19 protein-coding genes are annotated in these 21,722 nt (G+C 71.2%); 10 read left to right on the forward strand and 9 right to left on the reverse strand.

Annotated features, from left to right (window positions below):
* Positions 1-53: 53 nt before the first annotated feature.
* The 3 genes from AC3WRM_RS07185 to AC3WRM_RS07195 all read right to left on the reverse strand — a co-directional run bounded on the left by AC3WRM_RS07185 (position 54) and on the right by AC3WRM_RS07195 (position 3,459).
* Complete coding sequence (locus AC3WRM_RS07185) at positions 54-950, reverse strand: glutamate ABC transporter substrate-binding protein (protein ID WP_492249916.1); 897 nt, start codon at positions 948-950, stop codon at positions 54-56.
* Between the two features lie 43 nt (positions 951-993).
* Positions 994-1,737, reverse strand: coding sequence for an amino acid ABC transporter ATP-binding protein (locus AC3WRM_RS07190; RefSeq protein WP_492249915.1), 744 nt, complete (start codon positions 1,735-1,737; stop codon positions 994-996).
* A gap of 168 nt (positions 1,738-1,905) precedes the next feature.
* Entirely contained in the window at positions 1,906-3,459 is a 1,554-nt protein-coding gene (locus AC3WRM_RS07195) for an LVIVD repeat-containing protein (RefSeq protein ID WP_492249914.1), read from the reverse strand.
* A gap of 123 nt (positions 3,460-3,582) precedes the next feature.
* Here AC3WRM_RS07195 and AC3WRM_RS07200 point away from each other — a divergent pair, with 123 nt between their 5' ends.
* From AC3WRM_RS07200 to miaB, 4 genes are all read left to right on the forward strand, one after another.
* Positions 3,583-4,266: a DUF305 domain-containing protein gene (locus tag AC3WRM_RS07200; protein ID WP_492249913.1), complete on the forward strand. Its 684-nt coding sequence runs from the start codon at positions 3,583-3,585 to the stop codon at positions 4,264-4,266.
* Positions 4,267-4,343: 77 nt separating this feature from the next.
* Positions 4,344-4,766, forward strand: a complete 423-nt coding sequence (locus AC3WRM_RS07205; protein WP_492249912.1) for a VOC family protein — start codon at positions 4,344-4,346, stop codon at positions 4,764-4,766.
* 129 nt (positions 4,767-4,895) lie between these two features.
* Positions 4,896-6,521, forward strand: coding sequence for an alpha/beta hydrolase (locus AC3WRM_RS07210; RefSeq protein ID WP_492249911.1), 1,626 nt, complete (start codon positions 4,896-4,898; stop codon positions 6,519-6,521).
* A 107-nt stretch (positions 6,522-6,628) separates the two neighbouring features.
* Positions 6,629-8,146: a tRNA (N6-isopentenyl adenosine(37)-C2)-methylthiotransferase MiaB gene (gene miaB, locus AC3WRM_RS07215; RefSeq protein ID WP_492249910.1), complete on the forward strand. Its 1,518-nt coding sequence runs from the start codon at positions 6,629-6,631 to the stop codon at positions 8,144-8,146.
* 54 nt (positions 8,147-8,200) lie between these two features.
* Here the strand turns inward: miaB and AC3WRM_RS07220 are convergent, their stop codons facing one another.
* The 3 genes from AC3WRM_RS07220 to AC3WRM_RS07230 all read right to left on the reverse strand — a co-directional run bounded on the left by AC3WRM_RS07220 (position 8,201) and on the right by AC3WRM_RS07230 (position 14,694).
* On the reverse strand, positions 8,201-9,568 hold the full coding sequence (locus tag AC3WRM_RS07220) for an aminotransferase class I/II-fold pyridoxal phosphate-dependent enzyme (RefSeq protein WP_492249909.1): 1,368 nt from the start codon (positions 9,566-9,568) through the stop codon (positions 8,201-8,203).
* A gap of 162 nt (positions 9,569-9,730) precedes the next feature.
* Positions 9,731-11,809: a YhgE/Pip family protein gene (locus AC3WRM_RS07225; protein WP_492249908.1), complete on the reverse strand. Its 2,079-nt coding sequence runs from the start codon at positions 11,807-11,809 to the stop codon at positions 9,731-9,733.
* A complete protein-coding gene (locus AC3WRM_RS07230; RefSeq protein WP_492249907.1) occupies positions 11,809-14,694 on the reverse strand; it encodes an MMPL family transporter in 2,886 nt (961 codons plus the stop codon). The genes AC3WRM_RS07225 and AC3WRM_RS07230 overlap by 1 nt, the downstream gene beginning before the upstream one ends.
* Before the next feature lie 50 nt (positions 14,695-14,744).
* On the opposite strand from AC3WRM_RS07230, the gene AC3WRM_RS07235 reads away from it, so the two are divergent.
* Both AC3WRM_RS07235 and AC3WRM_RS07240 read left to right on the forward strand, forming a co-directional pair.
* Positions 14,745-15,410, forward strand: a complete 666-nt coding sequence (locus tag AC3WRM_RS07235; RefSeq protein WP_492249906.1) for a TetR/AcrR family transcriptional regulator — start codon at positions 14,745-14,747, stop codon at positions 15,408-15,410.
* Positions 15,411-15,466: 56 nt separating this feature from the next.
* Positions 15,467-16,036, forward strand: a complete 570-nt coding sequence (locus AC3WRM_RS07240; RefSeq protein ID WP_492249905.1) for an HhH-GPD-type base excision DNA repair protein — start codon at positions 15,467-15,469, stop codon at positions 16,034-16,036.
* A 9-nt stretch (positions 16,037-16,045) separates the two neighbouring features.
* Here the strand turns inward: AC3WRM_RS07240 and AC3WRM_RS07245 are convergent, their stop codons facing one another.
* Positions 16,046-16,615 (reverse strand): hypothetical protein, encoded by a 570-nt coding sequence (locus AC3WRM_RS07245; protein ID WP_492249904.1) that lies wholly within the window; start codon positions 16,613-16,615, stop codon positions 16,046-16,048.
* Positions 16,616-16,742: 127 nt separating this feature from the next.
* Here AC3WRM_RS07245 and AC3WRM_RS07250 point away from each other — a divergent pair, with 127 nt between their 5' ends.
* Positions 16,743-17,411 carry a class III extradiol ring-cleavage dioxygenase family protein gene (locus AC3WRM_RS07250; protein ID WP_492249903.1) on the forward strand — a complete coding sequence of 223 codons (669 nt, stop codon included), beginning with the start codon at positions 16,743-16,745 and terminating at the stop codon, positions 17,409-17,411.
* Between the two features lie 19 nt (positions 17,412-17,430).
* Here the strand turns inward: AC3WRM_RS07250 and AC3WRM_RS07255 are convergent, their stop codons facing one another.
* Positions 17,431-17,682 (reverse strand): antitoxin, encoded by a 252-nt coding sequence (locus AC3WRM_RS07255; RefSeq protein WP_492249902.1) that lies wholly within the window; start codon positions 17,680-17,682, stop codon positions 17,431-17,433.
* A 64-nt stretch (positions 17,683-17,746) separates the two neighbouring features.
* Here AC3WRM_RS07255 and miaA point away from each other — a divergent pair, with 64 nt between their 5' ends.
* Genes miaA through hflX form a run of 3 tightly spaced genes read left to right on the forward strand, consistent with a single transcriptional unit; the run spans position 17,747 to position 20,950 of the window.
* On the forward strand, positions 17,747-18,688 hold the full coding sequence (gene miaA, locus AC3WRM_RS07260) for a tRNA (adenosine(37)-N6)-dimethylallyltransferase MiaA (RefSeq protein WP_492249901.1): 942 nt from the start codon (positions 17,747-17,749) through the stop codon (positions 18,686-18,688).
* A 10-nt stretch (positions 18,689-18,698) separates the two neighbouring features.
* On the forward strand, positions 18,699-19,526 hold the full coding sequence (gene dapF, locus AC3WRM_RS07265; RefSeq protein WP_492249900.1) for a diaminopimelate epimerase: 828 nt from the start codon (positions 18,699-18,701) through the stop codon (positions 19,524-19,526).
* Positions 19,527-19,555: 29 nt separating this feature from the next.
* Positions 19,556-20,950 (forward strand): GTPase HflX, encoded by a 1,395-nt coding sequence (hflX, locus tag AC3WRM_RS07270; protein WP_492249917.1) that lies wholly within the window; start codon positions 19,556-19,558, stop codon positions 20,948-20,950.
* A gap of 310 nt (positions 20,951-21,260) precedes the next feature.
* On the opposite strand, the gene AC3WRM_RS07275 is transcribed toward hflX, so the two are convergent.
* A partial coding sequence (locus AC3WRM_RS07275; protein WP_492247662.1) for a transposase occupies positions 21,261-21,722 on the reverse strand: 462 nt, incomplete at its 5' end.

Consider the following 21,722-nt stretch of genomic DNA (forward strand, 5'->3'; position numbering starts at 1 on the left):
GGCGTCGAGTCCGCGGAGGGACCCGACGCCGCCAGGGCGGTCGGAGCGCGCGGTCAGGCGGGGCAGGCGTCCAGGGTCGGCGCCTCGGGCACACTGTTCCCGGACTTGCCGAGCGTCGCGTCGAAGGCCTTCTCGAAGTCGCCGTCGGAGAACGCCTTCTCGATGCTGTCGTTCAGGAACTGGCACAGCTCGGGGGCGTCCTTGCTGTAGCCGACGCCGTAGCGCTCCTCCGAGAACGGCTCTCCGACCACCTTCAGCTCGTCCGGCGCCTGAGCGGCGTAGCCGAGCAGGATCGCGCCATCGGTGGTGACCGCGTCGACCGAGCCGTTCTTCAGCTGATCGACGCACTCGGAGTACGTGTCGAAGCCGGCGGGCGTGGCGCCGTACTCCTCCTCGACGGTCTTGATCGAGGTGGAACCCTTGACTGAGCAGACCTTCTTGCCCGAGAGGTCGTCCGGGCCGTTGATCGAGTCGTCGTCCTTCGCGACGAGCAGGCTCTGGCCGGTCACGTAGTACGGGCCGGCCTGGCCGACGACCTTGCGACGCTCGTCGGTGATCGAGTACGACGCGATGACGAAGTCGACCGTGCCGTTCTGCAGGAACGGCTCACGGTTGTCGGAGATGGTCTCGACCCACTCGATCTTGTCGGGCTCGATGCCGAGCTGGCCCGCGATGATCTTGCCCAGCTCCGGGTCGATGCCGGTCGGCGTGTCCGAGCCGGCGGCGCGGAAGCCGACACCGGGCTGGTCGAACTTCACGCCGATCTTGACCGTGCCGGCGTCGGCCAGGTCGGCCATGCGCGTGCCGGCCTCGAAGTCCGGGCTGTCGACGACCTCGTACTCGTTGCCGGACGCGGCCGTGCCGTCGTCCTCGCCCGCGTTGCCGCAGGCCGACGCGGCCAGCACGACCGCCGCCGCGACCGCGGCCAGCTTGATGGTGCGCACCTTCATGGTGTGTTCCCCTCGATCGGTTGGTTGGGTACTTCCGGGAGGCTCAGTGGTTGAGGATCTTGCCGAGGAAGTCCTTCGCGCGGTCCGACTGCGGCGCGCTGAAGAACTCGTGCGGCGTGTTCTGCTCGACGATCCGGCCGTCCGCCATGAAGACGACGCGGTCCGCGGCGGTGCGGGCGAAGCCCATCTCGTGGGTCACGACGATCATCGTCATGCCGCCCTGGGCGAGGTCGACCATCGTGTCGAGGACCTCCTTGATCATCTCCGGGTCCAGCGCCGACGTCGGCTCGTCGAAGAGCATGACCTTGGGCTCCATGGCCAGCGACCGCGCGATGGCGACGCGCTGCTGCTGGCCGCCGGAAAGCTGGGCCGGCAGCTTCTGCGCCTGGGAGTCGACCCCGACGCGGCCGAGCAGCTCCATCGCCCGTGCCTCGGCGTCGGCCTTCGCCTGCCCCCGCACCTTGATGGGGCCGAGGGTCACGTTCTCCAGCACCGTCTTGTGGGCGAAGAGGTTGAAGGACTGGAACACCATCCCGACATCGGCGCGCAGCCCGGCGAGCGCCTTGCCCTCGGCCGGCAGCGGTCGCCCGTCGACGGTGATCTCGCCGGCGTCGATCGTCTCGAGCCGGTTGATCGTGCGGCAGAGCGTCGACTTGCCCGAGCCCGAGGGCCCGATCACGACGACGACCTCGCCTCGTGCGACGTCGAGCTCGATGTCCTGCAACACATGCAGGGACCCGAAGTGCTTCTGGACCCCCCGCATGGCCACCATGGGTGTGTCAGCCATGGCCGACAACCTATCCGCGACACCGCCCCGTACTGCAAGTCCGCAATCGAATCGTCACCTGACGCGCCGGCCGCCAGGGCGTCCGCAACCGGCCGGACACACGTCGGCCGCCGGCGCAGGGGAGCTGCGCACGGCGGCCGACGTCTCAGGACCGCGAGGGTGGGAGACCTACTCGCGGTAGCGCGGCTGGCTCTGCGGGTTGAGCTCCTTGAACTTCACCCGCTCGGCTCCCTTGATACGACGGTCGTCGACACGGAACACCTCGAAACCTCGCTGGATCTCGTTGGAGTAGATGTGCCCGTTGTAGTAGTACGTCGACCACGGACCGCCGACCACGAGACGCTCCGCGTCGTTCGGGCCGCGGTCGTGCCACGCGATCTCCTTCGGGTTGGCCGAGTCGGTGAAGTCGTACATCGACCAGCCACCCTGGTACCAGGCCTGGACCATGATGTCCTTGCCCTTCACCGGGACCAGCGAGCCGTTGTGGGCGACGCAGTTCTCGGTGTTGGCCTGGGTCCGGGGGATCTTGTAGTAGCTCTTGAACTCCAGGTCGCCGGAGCGGGTGATGTCGTAGATCCCGTTGGCGCCCTTGGTGTCACCGACCGTCGGGTTGCAGGTGGGTGCGCCACCGCCGCCCAGCTCGTCGGTGAACACGACCTTGGTGCCGTCGTTGTTGAACGTCGCCGAGTGCCAGAACGCGAAGTTCTCGGTGTCGCGGACGTTCTCGGTGACCTTCGGCTTCTCCCGGTCCTTGATGTCGAGCAGGATGCCGTCGCCCATGCAGGCGCCCGCCATGATGTCCTTGCTCGGGTAGGCCGTGAGGTCGTGGCAGCCGCTGGTCTCGCGCGAGTACCCGCCGGCCGGGTTGCCGCCGTCGGGGAACAGCACGGGCTGGGAGATCATCCGCGCCGTCGACGGCTTCTTCAGCGGCACCTTGACGATGCTGATGGAGTCCAGCGGCGGCTGGCAGTCCGGGAATGCCGCGTTCGGGGCGTACGACGAGACGTAGACGTAGAGGTCGTCGATCTTGCCCTTGCCCTTCGCGCCCTTGCCCTTGCCGGGCGCGAGTGTGTGGGTGTGCGAGCCGCACGGCGTCTCGACCGCGGCGACGTACTCGGGACGAAGTGGGTCGGAGATGTCGAAGACCTTGATGCCCTCCCACGAGTCCTTGATGGTCGCCGACTGCGCGGTGCTCTCGCACGAGGAGTCGCTGCGGGAGGAGTCGGTGCTGAGGATGAGCACGTCGTCGTAGACCGAGACGTCGTTCTGGGCTCCCGCGCACACGACCTGGGCGACCGTCTTCGGCTTCGCCGGCTTGGAGATGTCGTACACCGTGAAGCCGTTGTAGTTGCCTGCGAAGGCGTACTTGCCCTGGAACGCGAGGTCGCTGTTGAGGGCGTCCTCCGACGCGAAGGCACCCTGCTTGGCGATGGTGGCCAGTCGGGTGACGTTCGCGCTGCTCGCCTCCTCGCCGGGTGCGAGGTCGACGCCGCTGGCGTTCATTCGTGCCGTGTCGTTGCCGGGCAGGCAGTTGCCGGCGAGGCGGTCGGCCTCGGACAACGTGCGCTCGCCCTTGCACTCCTTGGAGGGGCGGGTCTCGACCCGTTCCTCGGTCCTCTCGTCGGCCACGGCGGCCATGGGCGAGAGCAGTGCGGTGGTGAGCGCGCCGGTGGCGGCGGCTCCGATCAGGGCCGTGGTGGCCCGTCTGCGTGCATGACGCATGTGGTGTGTCCTTCCCCCGATGTCCGGCTATCCTCACCCGAAAGCCGTCACGGCGACAAGGGCTCGGGCGAGTCCGTCGATGACGATCTGATGACGGCTCCACTTCGGGGGAAGGGAACGCGGATGCGACGACCTCTGCGAGGCGTCATGGTGGCCCTGGCCGCGTCGGCCGTGCTGGTGTCGGGCTGCTCGGGCGACGACCGCTCACGTCAGGTCGACGGCGCGGTGATCCAGCCGGGCAAGCCGGGGGAGAAGGCCGAGGTGCTCGACGAGGCCCCGGAGATCGAGCGGGCGCGGGCGAACGACGCCGACGTCGAGTTCGTGCAGATGATGATCCCGCACCACGCGCAGGCGCTGCAGATGGCACAGCTCGCCCCTGACGCGCGCGGGAGCAAGGCGGTGCGCACGATGGCCGACCGCATCGACGGGGCGCAGCGACCCGAGATCGTCTTCATGGCGGGGTGGCTCACCGACCAGGGTCTCGACGCGCCGACGAAGGAGCAGATCGAGGGTGGCAACATCCCGATGGGCCGCCACGGTGGCCACGGCTCGCACGGCGGGGACGTGCACGACATGGCCGGCATGGCGAGCGAGGCGCAGTTGAAGCAGCTCGAGTCGTCGCGCGGCAAGGACTTCGACCGGCTGTTCCTGGAGCTGATGATCATGCACCACCAGGGCGCCATCGAGATGGTCGACACCGTCGTGCGCGAGGGCTCGGACCTGCAGGTGAACGAGCTGGCCACCGGCATCGCGGCAGACCAGACAGCCGAGATCGACCGCATGCGCCAGCTCCTCGCCGACCTCTGAGGTCGGCGTTCGCGTCGCGGTCGGGCCCGACCCGTGTGAGCGTGGAGGCACGTCCCGCCACCTTGCAAGGAGCCTTCGTGCCCATCGCCGCCACCGACTTCGCCCACGTGCGCCTCACCGTCCGCGACATCGAGGTCTCGCGCCGCTTCTACGACGACGTTTTCGGCTTCGACGTCGCGTTCGAGCTGCCGGAGGACCCCGACGAGCAGACGCGCGAGCAGCTCGCCTTCCTGTTCGGTGGGGTCATCTACCGATTCCCCGGGGGACTGCTCGGCCTGCGGCCGGTCGCTCCCGGTGACGACGCCTTCGACGAGGACCGGATCGGGCTCGACCACCTCAGTCTCGCCGTCGCCGACCGGGCCGAGCTCGACCACGCCGTCGCGGTGCTGGACGACCTCGGCATCCTGCACGAGGACGTGAAGGATGTCGGCGGCCAGGCGATCCTGGAGTTCCGCGACCCCGACGGGATCGCCCTGGAGATCGCCGCTCCGACGTCCTGACCGTGCCGGCGCCGGTCGCGGAGTTTTCACGATCGTGACCTCCGGATGGTTGCGCGCTGCATCCAGCGCGTGTGACGGTGTCCGACGGTCCTCCATCGGGGAGGGACCTCTCACCGTGGAGGATGTCGGATGAAGAAGTGGATGTCGGGTGCGCTCGCGATCGTCTCGGTCGGCGCGCTCACGCTCACGCTGCCCGCGACGGCCGAGGCTGCGCCGCCGAGCGTTGCCGCCAAGGCGCCGTCGGTCAGCTGGGGCTCGTGCTCGTCGTTCGGTGACAGCGGTCCGGGGCTGGTGCGCGCCGGCGCGCAGTGCGCCCGCGTCAAGGTTCCGCTCGACTACGCGAAGCCGCGCGGCACGAAGATCACCATCGCGATCTCGCGCATCAAGCACACCGTGGCCCGCAGCAAGTACCAGGGCGTGGTGCTCGTGAACCCGGGCGGTCCGGGCGGCTCGGGTCTCGGCCTCTCGCGCCTGGGTGGCGCGATCCCGAAGAACGCCGGTGCGGCGTACGACTGGATCGGCTTCGACCCGCGCGGTGTCGGCGAGAGTGCGCCGGCGGTCTCGTGCGACCCGAACTACGGCGGGTACGACCGTCCGCGCTACGAGCCGAGCACCACCGAGATCCGCGACGCCTGGTTCGCGCGCACCAACGCCTACACGACGGCGTGCGCGGAGAAGAACGGGCCGATCCTCGACCACCTCACGACCCGTGACGTGGCGAAGGACCTCGACCAGATCCGGATCGCGCTCGGCCAGAGCCGGATCAACTACTACGGCTTCTCCTACGGCACCTACCTCGGCCAGGTGTACTCCTCGCTGTTCCCGTCGCACGTGCGCCGGATGATCTTCGACGGCACGGTCGACCCGCGCGGCGTCTGGTACCAGGGCAACCTGAGCCAGAACGAGCCGTTCGACAAGAACGTGAACCGCTGGTTCGCCTGGATCGCCCAGTACGACGACGTCTACCACCTCGGCACGACGACCCGCGCCGTGCGCAAGACCTTCTACGACACGCAGGAGAAGCTGTACGACCAGCCCGTCGCCGACGCCGACGGCAACCGTCTGGGCGGCAGCGAATGGAACGACTCGTTCCTGTACGCCGGCTACTACCAGTCGACGTGGACCGACCTCGCCCAGGTCTTCTCCGCCTTCGTCAACGACGGCGACGTCGCGTCGCTCAAGGCCGCCTACCTCGACGCGAGCGGGTACGGCGACGACAACGGCTACGCGGTGTACCTGGGCGTCCAGTGCACGGACGCGGCCTGGCCGACGAGCTGGGACAAGTGGGCCCGCGACAACTGGGCGCTCGACGCGATCGCTCCGTTCGAGACGTGGGCGAACGCCTGGTTCAACGAGCCGTGCCGTCACTGGCCGGCCAAGCCGCACAGGCCCGTCCGGGTGAAGGGCGCGAAGTCGACGAGCGTGCTGATGATCAACGAGACGTACGACGCCGCCACGCCGTACCCGGGCAGCATCGAGGTCCGCAAGCGCTACCCCGGTGCGCGTCTGGTCGCGGTCTCGGGCGGCACGACGCACTCGGGCTCGCTCGGCGGCAACGCGTGCACGGACAACCGGATCGCCGACTACCTGCTCACCGGCAAGCTGCCGCGACGTGTGTCGGGCAACCGCGCCGACGTCGTGTGCCAGCCGCTCCCGCAGCCGGTGCCCGAGCAGGCGGCCGCCCGCACGCAGAGCGCCACCCCGGCGCCGAGCGAGATGCGCCAGCAGATGCAGCGGGACGCCATCCGTCCCTGACGCTCCGGCCCACGGCGGGCGTCGACGTCCGGTGACCCCACGGTCGCTGGGCGTCGGCGCCCGCCGTCGTCGTCGGGGCCGGTCGAGGCACGTAGGATTGAGCGGTCATGACTGCAGCAGCGACGCCGACGGCGAAGACCTACGAGGTGCGCACCTACGGGTGCCAGATGAACGTCCACGACAGCGAGCGGCTGTCGGGGCTCCTCGAGACCGCCGGGTACGCCAAGCACGGGTCGGACGGGCTCGACGGGGGAGCGATCCCCGACCTCGTCGTGTTCAACACGTGCGCCGTGCGCGAGAACGCCGACAACAAGCTGTACGGGAACCTCGGGCACGTCGCGAGCCTCAAGGCCAAGCACCCCGGCATGCAGGTGGCCGTCGGCGGCTGTCTCGCGCAGAAGGACCGCGACACCATCACGAAGCGGGCTCCCTGGGTCGACGTCGTCTTCGGCACGCACAACATCGGCTCGCTGCCGGTCCTGCTCGAGCGGGCGCGGGTGCAGGAGGAGTCGCAGGTCGAGATCCTCGAGTCGCTCGAGGTCTTCCCGTCCACGCTGCCCACCAAGCGCGACTCGGTGTTCGCGGCCTGGGTGTCGATCAGCGTCGGGTGCAACAACACGTGCACGTTCTGCATCGTCCCGGCCCTGCGCGGCAAGGAGAAGGACCGACGACCCGGCGACGTGCTGGCGGAGGTCGAGGCGCTCGTCGCCGACGGCGTCGTCGAGGTGACCCTGCTCGGCCAGAACGTCAACGCCTACGGCGTGGAGCTGGGCGACCGGTTCGCGTTCGGCAAGCTCCTGCGCGCGTGCGGCGAGATCGAGGGCCTGGAGCGGGTGCGGTTCACCAGCCCGCACCCGAGGGACTTCACCGACGACGTCATCGCCGCCATGGCCGAGACGCCCAACGTCATGCCGCAGCTGCACATGCCGCTGCAGTCCGGGTCCGACCGCGTGCTGAAGGCGATGCGACGCTCGTACCGCAAGGAGAAGTACCTCGGCATCCTCGACCGCGTGCGCGAGGCCATGCCCGACGCCGCGATCACCACCGACATCATCGTCGGGTTCCCGGGGGAGACCGAGGACGACTTCGCCGAGACGCTCGACGTCGTCCGCCAGGCGCGGTTCGCGAGTGCGTTCACCTTCCAGTACTCCCGCCGGCCGGGCACGCCCGCGGCCGACCTGCCCGAGCTGCCGAAGGAGGTCGTGCAGGAGCGCTACATGCGGCTGGCGGCGGCCGTCGAGGAGACGGCCTGGGCCGAGAACCAGCGTCTTGAGGGCCGCACCGTCGAGCTGCTCGTCTCCGACCACAGCGCCGCCGGTGGCCGCAAGGACCACGAGACCCAGCGCCTCACCGGTCGCGCGCGCGACAACCGACTCGTGCACTTCGGGCCGGGCGGGCACGACGTGCGTCCCGGCGACCTCGTCGAGGTCACCGTCACGCACGCCGCACCGCACCACCTCGTCAGCGACGCCGACGTCGTCTCCTACCGCCGCACGCGCGCCGGAGACGCGTGGGAGGCGCGCCAGGGCCGTACCGAGGTGCGACCCGCGGTCTCCCTCGGCATGCCGTCGCTCGGCGTCCCCGCCCCGCTGCCGGTCGTCGACGCCCCAGCCTGCGCCCGCTGACCCCTCGCTGGACCCCGGCGGGGGTGCCAGGCGGCGAGAGGCAGAGCATGCAGCTCAGAAGGTCGAGTACAGCTCCTCGCCCGCCCTGCGCGACGGCGGGGCGGCCAGCTGCTCGCCCGGCACCTGCAGGGGGATCCCCGGCGGGTAGGCGATGATGTACCGCTCGTCGCCGCACGAGCACTCCGGGGCGTCCAGGCAGCACACGCTCTCCAGCGCCTCCACCAGCAGGTCGACCTGCTCGGGCGTCACGCCGACGTGCATCGTGAACAGCAACGTCGAGCCGTCCTGCCGGGAGACGAAGATGCCGTACTCGTCGAACAGGGCCGCGCGCACCTCCTGGGCCCGCTCGGGCGTCCCGAGGTCGAGGTGCACCTTCAACGGGTCGGCCAGGTAGGCACCCGTCGTGGTCACCGGCCGGTACTCGGCGAGCCACGGGACCCGACGGGCGAGCTCTCGCAGACGGTCGGCCTGCGCGAGGGCCCGCTCGACGAGGGCGGTCCCCTCGGCCACGGCGTGGGCGCGCGCGATGTCCAGGCTCGCCAGCACCGGCAGCGACGGGCTCGTGGTGTGGACGCGGTACAGCGCCGCGCGCACCGTGGCCCTCAGGGTGTCCGGTCCGATGACGTGCAGGTACGACCCCTGGCGCAGCGCCAGCATCGACTTGTGCGTCGAGTGCGTGACGAGGAACGAGGCAGGCCAGTCCGGGTGGTCCGCGAGCGTCTCGCGGATCGCGTGGATCGCGGTGAGGCGCCGCAGCCAGGGGTGGAAGGCGTGGATCGCGGTCCACGCCTCGTCGACGAGCACCCGACAGCCCGACTCGGCCGTCAGCTCCTGCAGCGCGCCGAGGAAGCGACGCATCTGCACGAGCGATCCGTCGTAGGCGGAGACCCCGACGACCACGACGTCGACCTCGACGCCGTCGGCCTTCGCGTCGCGCAGCGCGGTGATGACGCCGTGCTCGGTGTCCGTCGGCGAGGTGGGCGCGTACAGCACGTCGGCACCGAGGCGGTCGAGGGCGAAGTGGATGGACTGGTGGACCGAGCGGTCCACGAGCACGCGGGCGCCGGCCACCCGGAGCGCCTCCAGCGCCACCTGGTTGGCGCCGGTCGTGCCCGTGGTGACGTACTGGGTGTCGTCGGCGCCGAACGCCTCGGCCGTCAGCCGCCGCGACCGCGCCAACTGGCGGTGGGCGCGGAAGAAGGAGTCGAGCTCGGGCGAGCCCAGGGTCAGCTCGGTCGCCAGGTAGCTCCCGAACAACCGGCGGGTGCGGTCAGCGAGCAGCGAGTCGTCGCCCTCGGGTGCGTGGGCGAGCGAACCGATGGGCAGCGCGTGGAACGAGGCGATGCCGGCCCCCGCATGTCGGTCGAGGGCGTCCGCGTACGGGGTCTCGGTCAGGCGACGGCGCTGCGCAGTGGTCCACATGGCATTCCTCCACGGTCATGGCCCCCCGATGGGGCTGCCTCTCCAGGGTGCGCCCGGATCGAGGTGAACGCCGTTCAGTACGTCACAGGAGAACATCAAGATTTCGTGAGGATCTCGTGAGAGGACCGTGAGTGGCCCGTCGCGCGGAGGGTCCGGCGACCCTCAGACCTGGAGCGTCGGGTGCAGGACCGTCATCGTCACGCGTTCTCGACGCTTCGCCGCGAGCGCGGTGAGGGCCAGGGCACCCAGGGCGAACACGACCAGCACGAAGACGTCGAACGCGACCCCCGTCGTGCCTCCCGCCGTCGCCGCGCGGAGCCCGTGCACGGCGTAGGTCATGGGCAGCAGCGCGTGCAGGAAGCCGAAGAACGACGGGGACGTCTCGATCGGGTAGGTCCCGCCCGCAGCGGTCAGCTGCAGGCAGACGAACACGATCGCCAGGAAGCGTCCGGCCCCGCCGAACCAGGCGATGAAGGTCTGGTTGATGGCCGTGAACACCAGTCCGGTGAGGAGCGCGAGACCGAGGAGCAGGCCCGGCTGCGATGCGTCGACGCCCACGATGCCGAGCAGCACGCCGACCAGCAGCACGGCCTGCACGACCGACAGGGCCGCGCCCGGCACGAACCCGGCCAGCGCGGTGCGCACCGCACCCGTGGTCGAGGCGATCGCGCGTGCCGAGACCGGCCGCAGCAGGAGGTAGATCGACATGGCGCCGACCCACAGCGCGAGCGCCATGAAGTACGGGGCGAGCCCCTCGCCGTAGGAGGCGACCGCGTTGAGCCGGTCAGCGGCGTCGGTGACCGGCGTCGCGGCGGTCTTCGCGAGCTTCTCCCGCTGGTCCTTCGTGTAGTCGGGCACCTGTTCGCTGCCGTCGGTCAGCCCGTCCTGCAGACGCAGCGCGCCGTCGCGCAACGCGCCCGCGCCGTCGCTGAGCTGGTCGGCTCCGTCGGTCAGGCGGCCGGCTCCGCTCGCCAGCCGGTCGGCACCGCCCGCTGCCTCCCGGGCGCCGGTGACCAGCTGCGACGTGCCGGACTGCAGCTGGTCGGCGCCGTCGGACGCCTGGCCGATCGCCCCGACGAGGGCCGGCACGTTGTCGGCGAGCTCGCGGTTGCCGGCCGCGACCCGCTGGGCCCCCTCGTCGAGCCGGGCCGACTGCCGACCGATCTCGTTGGCGCGCCCGGTCAGGCTGCCGACCTGCGTGCGGGCTGCCGCCGCGGCGTCGGCCCCGGCGTCGAGGTTCGCGCATGTGGCCGCGGGGCTGCCGCCGGCGCGGCACTGCTGCGCCGCGGTGCGCAACGACCCCTCCAGGGTCTGCAGCTGCTGCTCGACCTGGTCCGTGCTGCCGTTGATGCCGCCCACGACGCGCTGGACGACGGCGTCGAACTGCGCCACGCCGCCCGCGACCTGCTCTGCTCCGTCGGCGAGCTGCCGCGTCTGTCCGGGCAGGGGTGCCGTGCGTTCCTGCAGCTGGCCGAGCCCGTTCGCGAGCTGGCCGGCGCCAGCGTCGAGCCGCTCCGCCCCGCCCGCGAGCTGCCGGTTCCCGTCGGCGAGCGTCGCGGCCCCGCTGCTGAGCTGCCGGGTGCCGTCGGCCAGCTGGTCGGCCCCTGAGCCGAGCCGACCGGCGCCGTCCGCCAGGTCGCCGGCGCCGTCAGCCGCCTCCTGCAGCGAACCCTTGATGTCGGTGAAGCCGAGGTAGAGGTTGTCGAGGTAGGTCCGCGTCACCTGGGCGTTGAGCGACGACTTCGCCGCCTCGAGGATGCGGTCGGCGATCTGACCGTTGACGAAGTTGACGGCGTCGTTCGTCTTCAGGTCGAGCCGACCCTGCACGGCCGCGTCCGGGTCGCCGCTCGTCGACGTCGCCGCCCTCGAGAGGTCGCGGGGGATGGTCAGGACGGCCTTGTAGCGACCGTCGGCGAGACCGCTGCGGGCGTCGGACGGGTCGGTCAGCACCCAGTCGTAGTTGTTGCGGTCGTCGTTGCCGACGAGGTTCGCGGCGAGCTGACGCCCGACGGCGACGGGCTGCTTCTCGCCGTCGCGGCCGGTGACCTCGACCATCTGGTCCTCGTTCACGACGGCGGCCTTCACGTGGTCGAGCCGGCCCGTGGGGTCGATGTTCGCCCAGATGTACAGGGCGCCGTAGAACAGCGGGACGATCGCGACGGCGAGCACGGCGAGGCGCGTGAGCCGGCTGCGGCGGAACCGCGCGAGCTCGAACCAGGGGAGGGAGGGGGTGGGCAGCATCAGATCATCAGCTCGTCGAGGGTGCGTCGGGTGTCGAGCTCCAGCAGGTGGAGCCGCGGGGACGGGGCGGGGGCGGAGGTGGCCGACTGCACGCTCGCGACGAGGGCGGTCGGGCGGTCCTCCAGCAGGTGCGCGAGGGTCGACCAGAGCAGGTCGACGTGCTCGGTGGCGCGCAGGTCGTCGGCGTCGTCGACGACGAGCACCTCCGGTCGGGCCAGCAGGGCGAGCACGATCCCCAGCGTCTTGCGCTCCAGGCGCGAGAGGTCCGAGACGAGTGTCGCGCCGTCGACCTCGGTGAACGGCAGTCCGTGCTCGACGTGAGCTGCCTCGAGGGCCCGGTTCATCAGCTCGCGGACGGGCGCGACCGTCGACCGCGAGACCCACAGGCCGAGGGTGCGGATCGACAGCCGCTCGGCGACGTGCTGGTCGACGGTGAGGTTCGGGTCGAGGTCGTTGACGTCGCGGAACTCCGCGAGCGAGACCCTGCGGCGGACGTCGCGCGCCTCCTGCGGGAGGAGGTGGCCGGCCACGCGCAGCCGTCCCTCGTCGAAGGCCATGCGGCCGGCGAACGTGAGCAGCAGCGCGGTCTTGCCGCTGCCGCTCGGCCCGTGGACCACGAGCCACTCGCCAGCCGGGAGCTCCACGGTGACGTCGTTGTAGACGATGCCCTCCGGCGTCGCGAGCGTGAGCCCGGCGGCGGAGACGGCGGCGGTCGAGTGCGGACGCGGCCACGTCTCGAGCTCCACGCGGCGGTGCAGGGCCTCGCCCTCGACGTCGACGTGGGGCAGGCGTGTCGCGAGGAAGCGGGGAAGCCACCACGATCCGTGGCCGGCGAACCGCATGACCGACGGGACGAACAGCATCCGCACGAGGAACGCGTCCGCGAACACCCCGACGGCGAGCGCGAAGGCGATCGGCTTGATGTTCTCGTCGCCCTCGGGCACGAACGCCGCGAAGACCGCGAGCATGATCACCGCCGCCGCGGTGACGACGCGGGAGCTGCCGACGAAGCCCTCGACGATCGCCTCGTCGGGGTCGCCGGTGCGCACGTACTCCTCCTTCATGCGCGAGACGAGGAACACCTCGTAGTCCATCGAGAGGCCGAACAGCACGGCCATGAGCAGGATCGGCAGGAAGGAGATGAGGGGACCGGTGTCCTGCAGGTGCACGAGGTCGGCCAGCCAGCCCCACTGGAACACCGCCACGACGGCACCGAACGCGGCGCCCGTCGAGAGCAGGAACCCCAGCGTCGCCTTGAGGGGGATGAGCAGCGAGCGGAAGACGACCATCAGCAGCAGCACGGAGAGGCCGACGACGAGGAGCCCGAACGGCAGGAGGGCGTCCTGCAGGCGCTCGGACACGTCGATGCCGACGGCGGTCAGGCCGGTGACCGACACGTTCACGCCGTGCTCCCGCTCCCACCGCGGCGCCTCGGCGCGGATCCGCTGCACCAGGTCGGCCGTCTGCGGCGAGGCCGGTCCCGTCGTCGGGATCACCTGCACGACGGCGGTGTCGGCGGAGCGGTTCGGGGTCGCGAGGCCGATGGTCTCGACGCCCTTCGTCGCGCGGAGGTCGCGCTCGACGTCGTCGACGACGCCGAGCGGGTCGGTGGAGGTGATGACGTCGAGCTTGACGAGCAGCGGCCCGTTGTAGCCGGGGCCGAGGTGCTGGTCGACGAGGTCGTAGGCCTCGCGCTGGGTGCTGCCGCTCGGCGCGCTGCCGTTGTCGGGGAGGGCGAGCTGCAGGTCCTTCACCGGCAGGGTGCCGACGGCGAGGACGCCGACCACGACGACCATCGCCACGGCCGGGAAGCGCGTGGTCAGCCGCACCCAACGTCGCGAGAAGCCGCCGGCGGGCTTCTCCCTCGAGGTCGGCTGCAGGCGGTCACCGGCGCGTCCGAGGAGCGCGGGGAGCAGGGTGAGCGCCACGGCCACGGCGACGGCGACCGAGACGGCGCCGCTGATGCCCATCACGGTCAGGAACGGGATGCCGGCGACGAACAGCCCGACCAGCGCGATCATCACGGTGACCCCCGCGAAGACCACGGCGGACCCGGCGGTGGCGACGGCGCGACCGACGGCCTCGTCGGCCGGGATGCCGTCGGACATCAGCTCGCGGTGCCTGGAGACGATGAACAGGGCGTAGTCGATCCCCACGGCGAGCCCGATCATGAGTGCCAGGAGCGGCGCGGTGGAGCTGATCGTCAGGAACCCGGTGGCGGTCCACAGCAGCTCCATCGTCACGGCCACGCCGACGAGGGCGGTGATGATCGGCAGGAACGCGGCACGCCAGGACCGGAACATCCGGTAGAGCACGACGAGGGCGACGATCACGCCGACCACCTCGATGATCGACAGCTTCGGCCCGGTGTTGGAGAAGGCGTCGCCGCCGAACGCGACCGTGTAGCCGGCGTCGTCGAGGGTGGTGCCGGTGCGCTGGAGGTCGTCCTTGAGCCGCTGGGTCACGCCACCGAGGTCTCCCTCCAGCGACACCTGGATCTGCGCGGCACGGCCGTCGCGCGAGAGGGACGCCGCACGGGCCAGGTCGTCGTAGGGCGAGGTCACGGAGGTGACGCCGTCGACCCGCTCCAGGTCGGCGACCGTCCGGTCGACCAGGGCCCTGGAGGTGGGCGACTCCATCGACGTCCCCTCGGGGGCGACCACGACGGCGTAGGCGGTGAGACCGGACAGCTCGGGGAAGGTACGGCCGAGGTCGACGAACGCGTCGTTCGCCTCGGTGCCGGGGACGTCGAACTCGTCGCGCGTCCCGTCGCCGAGGGCGAGCGCGGCCCCGGCCCCGATCAGCGCGACCAGGAACCAGGCGAGGAGGACGCGACCGGGCCGCAGGAAGCACCGGCGTCCGAGCTCGTACAGGGAGGACGACATGTCTGTCACGATACGGTTCTGTATTGAATACATCAATGTATCCTGGTGTCGTGTCCACCACGCCTGACGCCGTCGCCGATCGTCCCGACGACCCCGCCCGCGCCGACGCGGTCTCGCGCCGTCGGGCGGCCACCCGCGAGCGGCTGCTCGACGCCGCCCGCTCCCTGCTGGTGCGCGAGGGGCTGCAGGGGGTGTCGGTCGAGCGGCTGTGCGAGCAGGCGGGCTACACCCGCGGTGCGTTCTACTCCAACTTCGGCTCGAAGGACGAGCTCGTGGTCGCGCTGACCGAGCGGGAGCGCGAGCGCGTCCTGGCCATGCTGAAGGAGGCGGCCGACCTCACGACCCTCGAGGGGCTGGGGGCGGAGGAGGCCGCCGGTGTCATCCTCGAGCGGTTCCTCCTGCTGCAACCTCCGGATCGGGACGACTTCCTGCTCCACCTCGAGATGCAGCTGCGGGGCCTGCGCGGCGACGTGGGCGGCGACGTGTTCGTCGGGTGGTGGAACGCGGTGCTCGACGGCATCGGCGAGGTGCTCACCTCCGCCCTGGCCGCGTTCGACCTGCGGCTGACCCTCGACGTCCGCGAGGTGTGCACGATCCTCATGGGCACGTGGGACGCCCTCGTGCTCGGGTCCCTCGTCGACGGCCGTCCCGTCGACGTCGAGGCGATGCGCGTCGCGCTGCCGCGGATGCTGCTCTCCTTCACCGAGCCGGCCTGAGACCCGCGCGGCGCGCTCGTGGCGTCCGCCCCACGCCGGTGCGGCAGGATGGTTCCATGGCCATCCAGATCGCCCAGGACCCCGCCGCCGACCAGGTGCTCAGCTCCGATCCGTTCGCGCTCCTCGTGGGCATGCTGCTGGACCAGCAGTACCCGATGGAGCACGCGTTCCGCGGCCCGGCGAAGATCCTCGACCGGTTCGGCACGCTCGACCCGGCCGCCATCGCGGCGGCCGAGCCCGACGCCTTCGCCGACCTCTGCGCGACGCCGCCGGCGATCCACCGCTACGGACGGTCCATGGCGGGGCGGGTGCAGGCCCTGGCACGGGTCGTCGTCGACGAGTACGACGGTGACGCCTCGCGCATCTGGACCGACGCGAAGTCCGGCGAGACGCTGTTCGAGCGCCTCACCGCGCTGCCCGGGTACGGCGAGCAGAAGGCCAAGATCTTCGTCGCCCTGCTGGCGAAGCAGCTCGACGTGAAGCCGCGTGGCTGGACCACGGTCTCCGGCGACTACAGCAAGAAGGGTTACCGGTCCGTCGCCGACGTGGTCGACGCCGACTCGCTCAAGAAGGTCCGTGACCACAAGAAGGCGGTCAAGGCGCAGGCCAAGGCCGCACAGTCCTGACCCCCCGCGTCAGACGCTGACGTCCTGGTAGGCGAACGGGTCGACGAGGGTCGCCGGCACGTGGCAGGTGCCGTCGGCAGCCTCGTCCATGCGCTGCTCCAGTGCGGTGCCGTCACCCGTCGTCGGTGGTCGGAAGTCGCCCCGGAAGCCGCCCGAGACCTGTCGGGCGTACTGCTCACGTGCAGCCAGCAACGTCTCCCAGTCGGCGAGCCAGGCCTCCAGCGGACGGTCGGCTCGGCGCACGGCCGGCGACAGCGTCCGCACGCGGTCGATCATCCGCCGCATCTCGAGGTTCTGGTCGGCCAGCTGGGCGCCGCGCAGCCGCGCCGGGCCGTCGACCCGCACCTGCGCCACGGCCGACGTCATGATGCCGCAGGCCTGCGCGACCATGCGGGTCACGCGCGGGTCGTCCAACGTGCCGCGCGTGTCCTGGGACCTCGCCTGCAGCGCCACCGCGACCGCGGCGGTCCCGACCAGCACGGCCACGAGCGGACCGACGACGGCCAGGCGCCGCCACCCCCGCGCCACGGGAGCCGGTGCGTAGCGCCAGACGTCCTCGTCGGGGAGGTAGGAGGGCACCTCGTCATCGTGCCACGCGAGCACCGGTCCGGCGGCTCGACCGACGGCCGCGGCACGATGCCGCTGCCGTGCGCGCCACGTCGGTGCTCGCTCAGCGGCGTCACCGGGACCCGCCTACGCTCACCCCGTGACCCGTCTGGCCTTCTGCCCCCACCCGCCGGTGCTGCCCGCTGGGCCCCTCGTCGGTGACGTCGAGGAGACGGGGACGTTGCGCGACACCTCGCTCGCCGCGGTGCGCGACCTCGTGACGGGTGCTCCCAGCGTGGTCGTCGTGCTCGGCCCCGACGGCGGCGACCTGCCCGCGGACGAGACGGTTGGCGGCTCACTGGAGCCGCACGGCATCGCCCTCGCCGCCGGTGCCCCGGGCGACACCACCCTCGGCCTCGCGCACACCGTCGGCGCGTGGCTGCTTGACAGCGTCGGGTGGGAGGGGCCGAGACGCTACGTGGCGACCCTCGACGCAGCCGACCTCGACGCCGACGTCGCCGTGCTCGTGATGGCCGACGGCAGCGCCACCCGCACCGAGAAGGCGCCCGGGCACCTCGACGTACGTGCCGAGGCGTTCGACGCGGCGATCGCCTCGGCGCTCGCCGAGGGCGACGCGGACGCCCTCGGCGGCATCGACCTCGCCCTCGCAGGCGAGCTCTGTTGCCAGGGCGCGGCCACGCTGCGCGTGGCGGCCGACGCCGTCGCGGCACGGGTGCACCGCGACGACGTCGACGTCAGCGCACGGCTGTCGCTCGACGAGGCCCCGTTCGGCGTCGGCTGGTTCGTCGCGTCCTGGCAGGTGGGCTGAGCCGCACCGACCACGTCGTTCAGCGGCGGGCGGGACCTGCGGGCCCGGCGGGACCCTTGCCGTCGTCGTCGGCCAGCTTGTCGGCGGCGTCCTTCGCCTTGCCCGCGGCGCCGTCGATCTTCTGCGTGTACTTGCCCTTCGTGGCCTTGTCGGCCAGGCCTGCAGCCTTGTCGATGCCCTGGTCGATCTTCGCGTTCTGCGTGCGTGCCAGCTCGGACGCCTTCGCCTTCAGCTCGGGTGCGTTCTTCTTCAGCTTGTCCAGGAAGCCCATCGGATCTCTCCTCGGTCGCGGGGGAGCAGTCGTGTGTGCTTCGAGCGTACGAGAGACTCCCCAGGTGAGCAGCGCCGAACGTCTCGTGGTCGTCGTCGGCCCGACGGCGTCGGGCAAGTCGGCGCTCGCCGTCGACCTCGCTCTCGAGCTGGGCGGCGAGGTCGTCAACGCCGACGCCGTGCAGCTGTTCCGCGGGATGGACGTCGGCAGCGCGAAGGTCACGCCCGAGGAACGGAGCGGCGTGCCGCACCACCTGCTCGACGTGCTCGACGTCGACCAGGCCACCTCGGTGGCCGCGTTCCAGCGCGACGCCCGTGCCGCGATCGACGACTGCCTGGCTCGTGGCGTCACGCCGATCCTCGTCGGCGGGTCGTCGCTCTACGTGCGCGCCGTCGTCGACGACTTCGTGTTCCCGGGCACCGTGCCGCAGGTGCGGGAGAAGTACCAGCGTCGGCTCGAGACCGAAGGACCCGAGGCGCTGCACGCCGACCTGCGCAGGGTCGCGCCTGATGCTGCCGAGCACGTGCTGCCCACCAACGGCCGACGCCTCGTCCGGGCCCTGGAGGTCACCGAGATCACGGGCGAGCCGTTCGTCGCGACCCTCCCGCCGCACCGGTCGATCTATCCCGACGTGGTCCTGCTCGGCCTCGACGTCCCGCGTCCGGTGCTCGACGAGCGGATCGTCCGACGGGTCGACGCGATGTGGGACGCCGGCCTGGTCGAGGAGGTGCAAGGTCTGCTCGACCAGGGACTGGCCGACTCGCCGACCGCCTCGCGCTCCATCGGCTACCAGCAGGTGCTCGCGCTGCTGCGCGGCGACCTGAGCGACGCCGAGGCGCGCTCCGAGACCGTGCGGGGGACGCGCGCGTTCGCGCGACGTCAGGACCGCATGTTCCACCAGGACCCACGGGTCGTCTGGCTGCCTCACGATGCCGAGGACGTCCTCGCGCGGGCGCTTCGGGCGGTGCGTGGCGACGGGACGGTTCCGTCGGGACCTCGGACGTAGACTGGGACGTATGACTTTCCCCTGGCTCAAGGGGCACGGCACCGAGAACGACTTCGTCCTGCTCCCCGACCACGACGGTACGGTGCACGGCGACCTCGACCCCGCGTTCGTCGCCGCCCTGTGCGCGCGCCGCACCGGCATCGGCGCCGACGGCGTGTTGCGCGTGGTGCGCTCCGCTGCGCTCGACGTGCCGGAGGCGGCCGCCAGCGCCGGGGAGTGGTTCATGGACTACCGCAACGCCGACGGCTCCGTCAGCGAGATGTGCGGCAACGGCGTGCGCGTCTTCGCCCGCCACCTGCTCGACGCCGGGCTGGTGCCGGCCGGCGAGCCTGTCGTCGTGGGCACCCGAGACGGCGACAAGGTCGTCACCGTCGACGGCGACCAGCTCAGCGTCGACATGGGGGCCTACGAGGTGCGCGGCACGTCGAAGGTCGAGGTCGACGGACGCGTCTGGGAGGCGCAGGACGTCCGCACGGGCAACCCTCACGCCGTCACCTTCGTCGACACCCTCGACGACGCGGGCACCCTGCTGCAGGCACCCACGTACGACACCGCGACCTACCCCGACGGCGTCAACGTCGAGTTCGTCCAGCGCGTCGCCGATCGCCACGTCGCCATGCGCGTCCACGAGCGCGGATCCGGCGAGACCCGCTCCTGCGGCACCGGCGCCTGCGCCGTCGGGATCGCAACCGCGCTCCTCGACGGAGCCCCCGACGGCGCCACCTACCGCGTGGACGTCCCCGGTGGCACCCTGAACATCACGGTCGAGCCCACCCGGGTCGTCCTCGCGGGACCGGCCCGCATCGTCGCCACCGGAGAGATGGAGTGGATCGCGTGAGCGAGTCCGACACGAACGTCGCCAGCAGGCTGGGCATCGACCCCGCGGTCGCCAGGGACCTGGAGGGCGCGCACGACGGACTCGAGCTCGCCGAGCGCCAGTCGCTGCGGCGGGTCGCCGGGCTGCGCACCGAGCTCGAGGACATCACCGAGGTCGAGTACCGGCAGCTGCGACTCGAGCGGGTCGTGCTCGTCGGCGTGTGGACCGAGGGCAGTGCGGAGGAGGCCGAGAACTCGCTGGCCGAGCTGAAGCTGCTCGCCGAGACCGCGGGCTCCGACGTGCTCGACGCCCTGCTCCAGCGTCGTCAACGTCCTGACCCCGCCACCTTCATCGGCAGCGGCAAGGTCGAGGAGCTGACGGCCGCCGTGCAGGCCACGGGCGCCGACACCATCATCTGCGACGGCGAGCTGGCACCCAGCCAGCTGCGCAACCTCGAGGACCGCACCAAGGTGAAGGTCGTCGACCGGACCGCCCTGATCCTCGACATCTTCGCGCAGCACGCGAAGTCGGCGGAGGGCAAGGCGCAGGTCGAGCTCGCCCAGCTGCAGTACCAGACGCAGCGTCTGCGCGGCTGGGGCGGCAACCTGTCGCGCCAGGCCGGTGGTCGCGCTGCCGGCGGTGAGGGCATCGGTGGACGTGGTCCCGGTGAGACGAAGCTCGAGACCGATCGTCGACGCATCCAGGCCCGCATGGCCAAGCTGCGCCGCGAGCTCGCGGGGCTGCGCACCACCCGCGACATCAAGAAGGCCCGACGTCGGCGCAACGAGGTGCCGGCCGTCGTCATCGCCGGCTACACCAACGCCGGAAAGTCGAGCCTGCTCAACCGGCTGACGGGCGCGGGCGTGCTGGTCGAGGACGCGCTGTTCGCGACCCTCGACCCCACCACGCGCAAGACCCAGACGAGCGACGGACGCGTGTTCACCATGTCCGACACCGTCGGGTTCGTGCGGCACCTGCCGCACCAGCTGGTCGAGGCGTTCCGCTCCACGCTGGAGGAGGTGGCCGAGGCCGACCTCGTGCTCCACGTGGTCGACGCCTCGCACCCCGATCCCGCCGGCCAGATCGCGGCCGTGCGCGAGGTCTTCGCGGAGATCGAGGCGCTGCACGTGCCGGAGATCATCGTCCTCAACAAGGTCGACGCCGCCGACCCGCTCGAGGTCAAGCAGCTGCTCGCGCGCGAGCCGCACGCCGTCGTCGTCAGCGCCCGCACCGGCGAGGGCGTCGACGAGCTGCTGGCGGCGATCGAGGCCGACCTGCCCCGCCCTGCGGTCCGGGTCGACGTCGTGGTGCCGTACGAGCGCGGCGACCTCCTCAGCCAGGTGCACGAGACCGGTGAGATCGAGGAGCTCGCGCACGAGTCCGACGGCACCCACCTCGTCGCCCGCGTCTCCGACGACCTCGCCCACCAGCTCAACACCCTCTGATCCCCGCTGACTGCTCGACCAGCGGCAGGCCTCGCTGGTCGAGTAGTCCGACCGGCGACGAAGGAGCTCGGTCGGACGTATCGAGACCACTCCACGCGTTCGCTGGGGGGTGGCCTGCGCGGGGCCGTTGCCGGGTGGTCTCGATACGGCAGCACGCGCTCGCTGGCGCTCACCGTCCTGACTACTCGACCAGCGGAACCGTCCGCTGGTCGAGTGCCTCCACGAGCGCTAGCGAGGGGAGGTGTATCGAGACCACCCGAAGCGGTCGCTGGGGGTTGGCTTGCGCCGGACCGTTGCCGGGTGGACGTTCCTATATCGCGTCAAGTGCTCGTAGGTCGGCTTTGAGGGCTCCGTGGAGTTCGCGGGCGATGTGGCGTTTCATGGCGCGGATGGTGTCCTTTTTGGAGAGTCCTTCGCTGGTGCGTCGTTGTAGGTAGTTGATCGCGTCCTGGTGGTGGCGGAGTCGGCCGACGGCGATCATGTGGATGGTCTTGTTCGCTTGGCGGTCACCGCCGCGGTGCAGTCGCATGCGGTGACTCTGGCCGGAGGAGGCCGGGATGGGTGCGACGCCGACCAGGCGGGCGAACGCTGCGTCGGTGGCGATTCGTTCGGGGTTCTGCCCGGCGGTGATCAACAGCTGCGCGGCGGCGTGGATGCCGACCTGGGGTCGGGCCAGCAGTCGGGGCGCGGTGGCTCTGACGAGTCCGGTCAGGGACGCGTCGAGGTTGCTGATCTCGGTGTCGAGGTCGGCGATCCTGCGGGCGAGTGAGCG

The sequence above is a fragment of the Aeromicrobium sp. EU05-FHT14F07 genome (assembly GCF_058790455.1).

What these genes read in the sequence shown, in the direction of transcription:
- AC3WRM_RS07185 (WP_492249916.1), bottom strand. Translation starts at nt 950, where the DNA reads ATGAAGGTGCGCACCATCAAGCTGGCCGCGGTCGCGGCGGCGGTCGTG.
- AC3WRM_RS07190 (WP_492249915.1), bottom strand. Translation starts at nt 1,737, where the DNA reads ATGGCTGACACACCCATGGTGGCCATGCGGGGGGTCCAGAAGCACTTC.
- AC3WRM_RS07195 (WP_492249914.1), bottom strand. Translation starts at nt 3,459, where the DNA reads ATGCGTCATGCACGCAGACGGGCCACCACGGCCCTGATCGGAGCCGCC.
- AC3WRM_RS07200 (WP_492249913.1), top strand. Translation starts at nt 3,583, where the DNA reads ATGCGACGACCTCTGCGAGGCGTCATGGTGGCCCTGGCCGCGTCGGCC.
- AC3WRM_RS07210 (WP_492249911.1), top strand. Translation starts at nt 4,896, where the DNA reads ATGAAGAAGTGGATGTCGGGTGCGCTCGCGATCGTCTCGGTCGGCGCG.
- miaB (WP_492249910.1), top strand. Translation starts at nt 6,629, where the DNA reads ATGACTGCAGCAGCGACGCCGACGGCGAAGACCTACGAGGTGCGCACC.
- AC3WRM_RS07220 (WP_492249909.1), bottom strand. Translation starts at nt 9,568, where the DNA reads ATGTGGACCACTGCGCAGCGCCGTCGCCTGACCGAGACCCCGTACGCG.
- AC3WRM_RS07225 (WP_492249908.1), bottom strand. Translation starts at nt 11,809, where the DNA reads ATGCTGCCCACCCCCTCCCTCCCCTGGTTCGAGCTCGCGCGGTTCCGC.
- AC3WRM_RS07230 (WP_492249907.1), bottom strand. Translation starts at nt 14,694, where the DNA reads ATGTCGTCCTCCCTGTACGAGCTCGGACGCCGGTGCTTCCTGCGGCCC.
- AC3WRM_RS07240 (WP_492249905.1), top strand. Translation starts at nt 15,467, where the DNA reads ATGGCCATCCAGATCGCCCAGGACCCCGCCGCCGACCAGGTGCTCAGC.
- AC3WRM_RS07255 (WP_492249902.1), bottom strand. Translation starts at nt 17,682, where the DNA reads ATGGGCTTCCTGGACAAGCTGAAGAAGAACGCACCCGAGCTGAAGGCG.
- dapF (WP_492249900.1), top strand. Translation starts at nt 18,699, where the DNA reads ATGACTTTCCCCTGGCTCAAGGGGCACGGCACCGAGAACGACTTCGTC.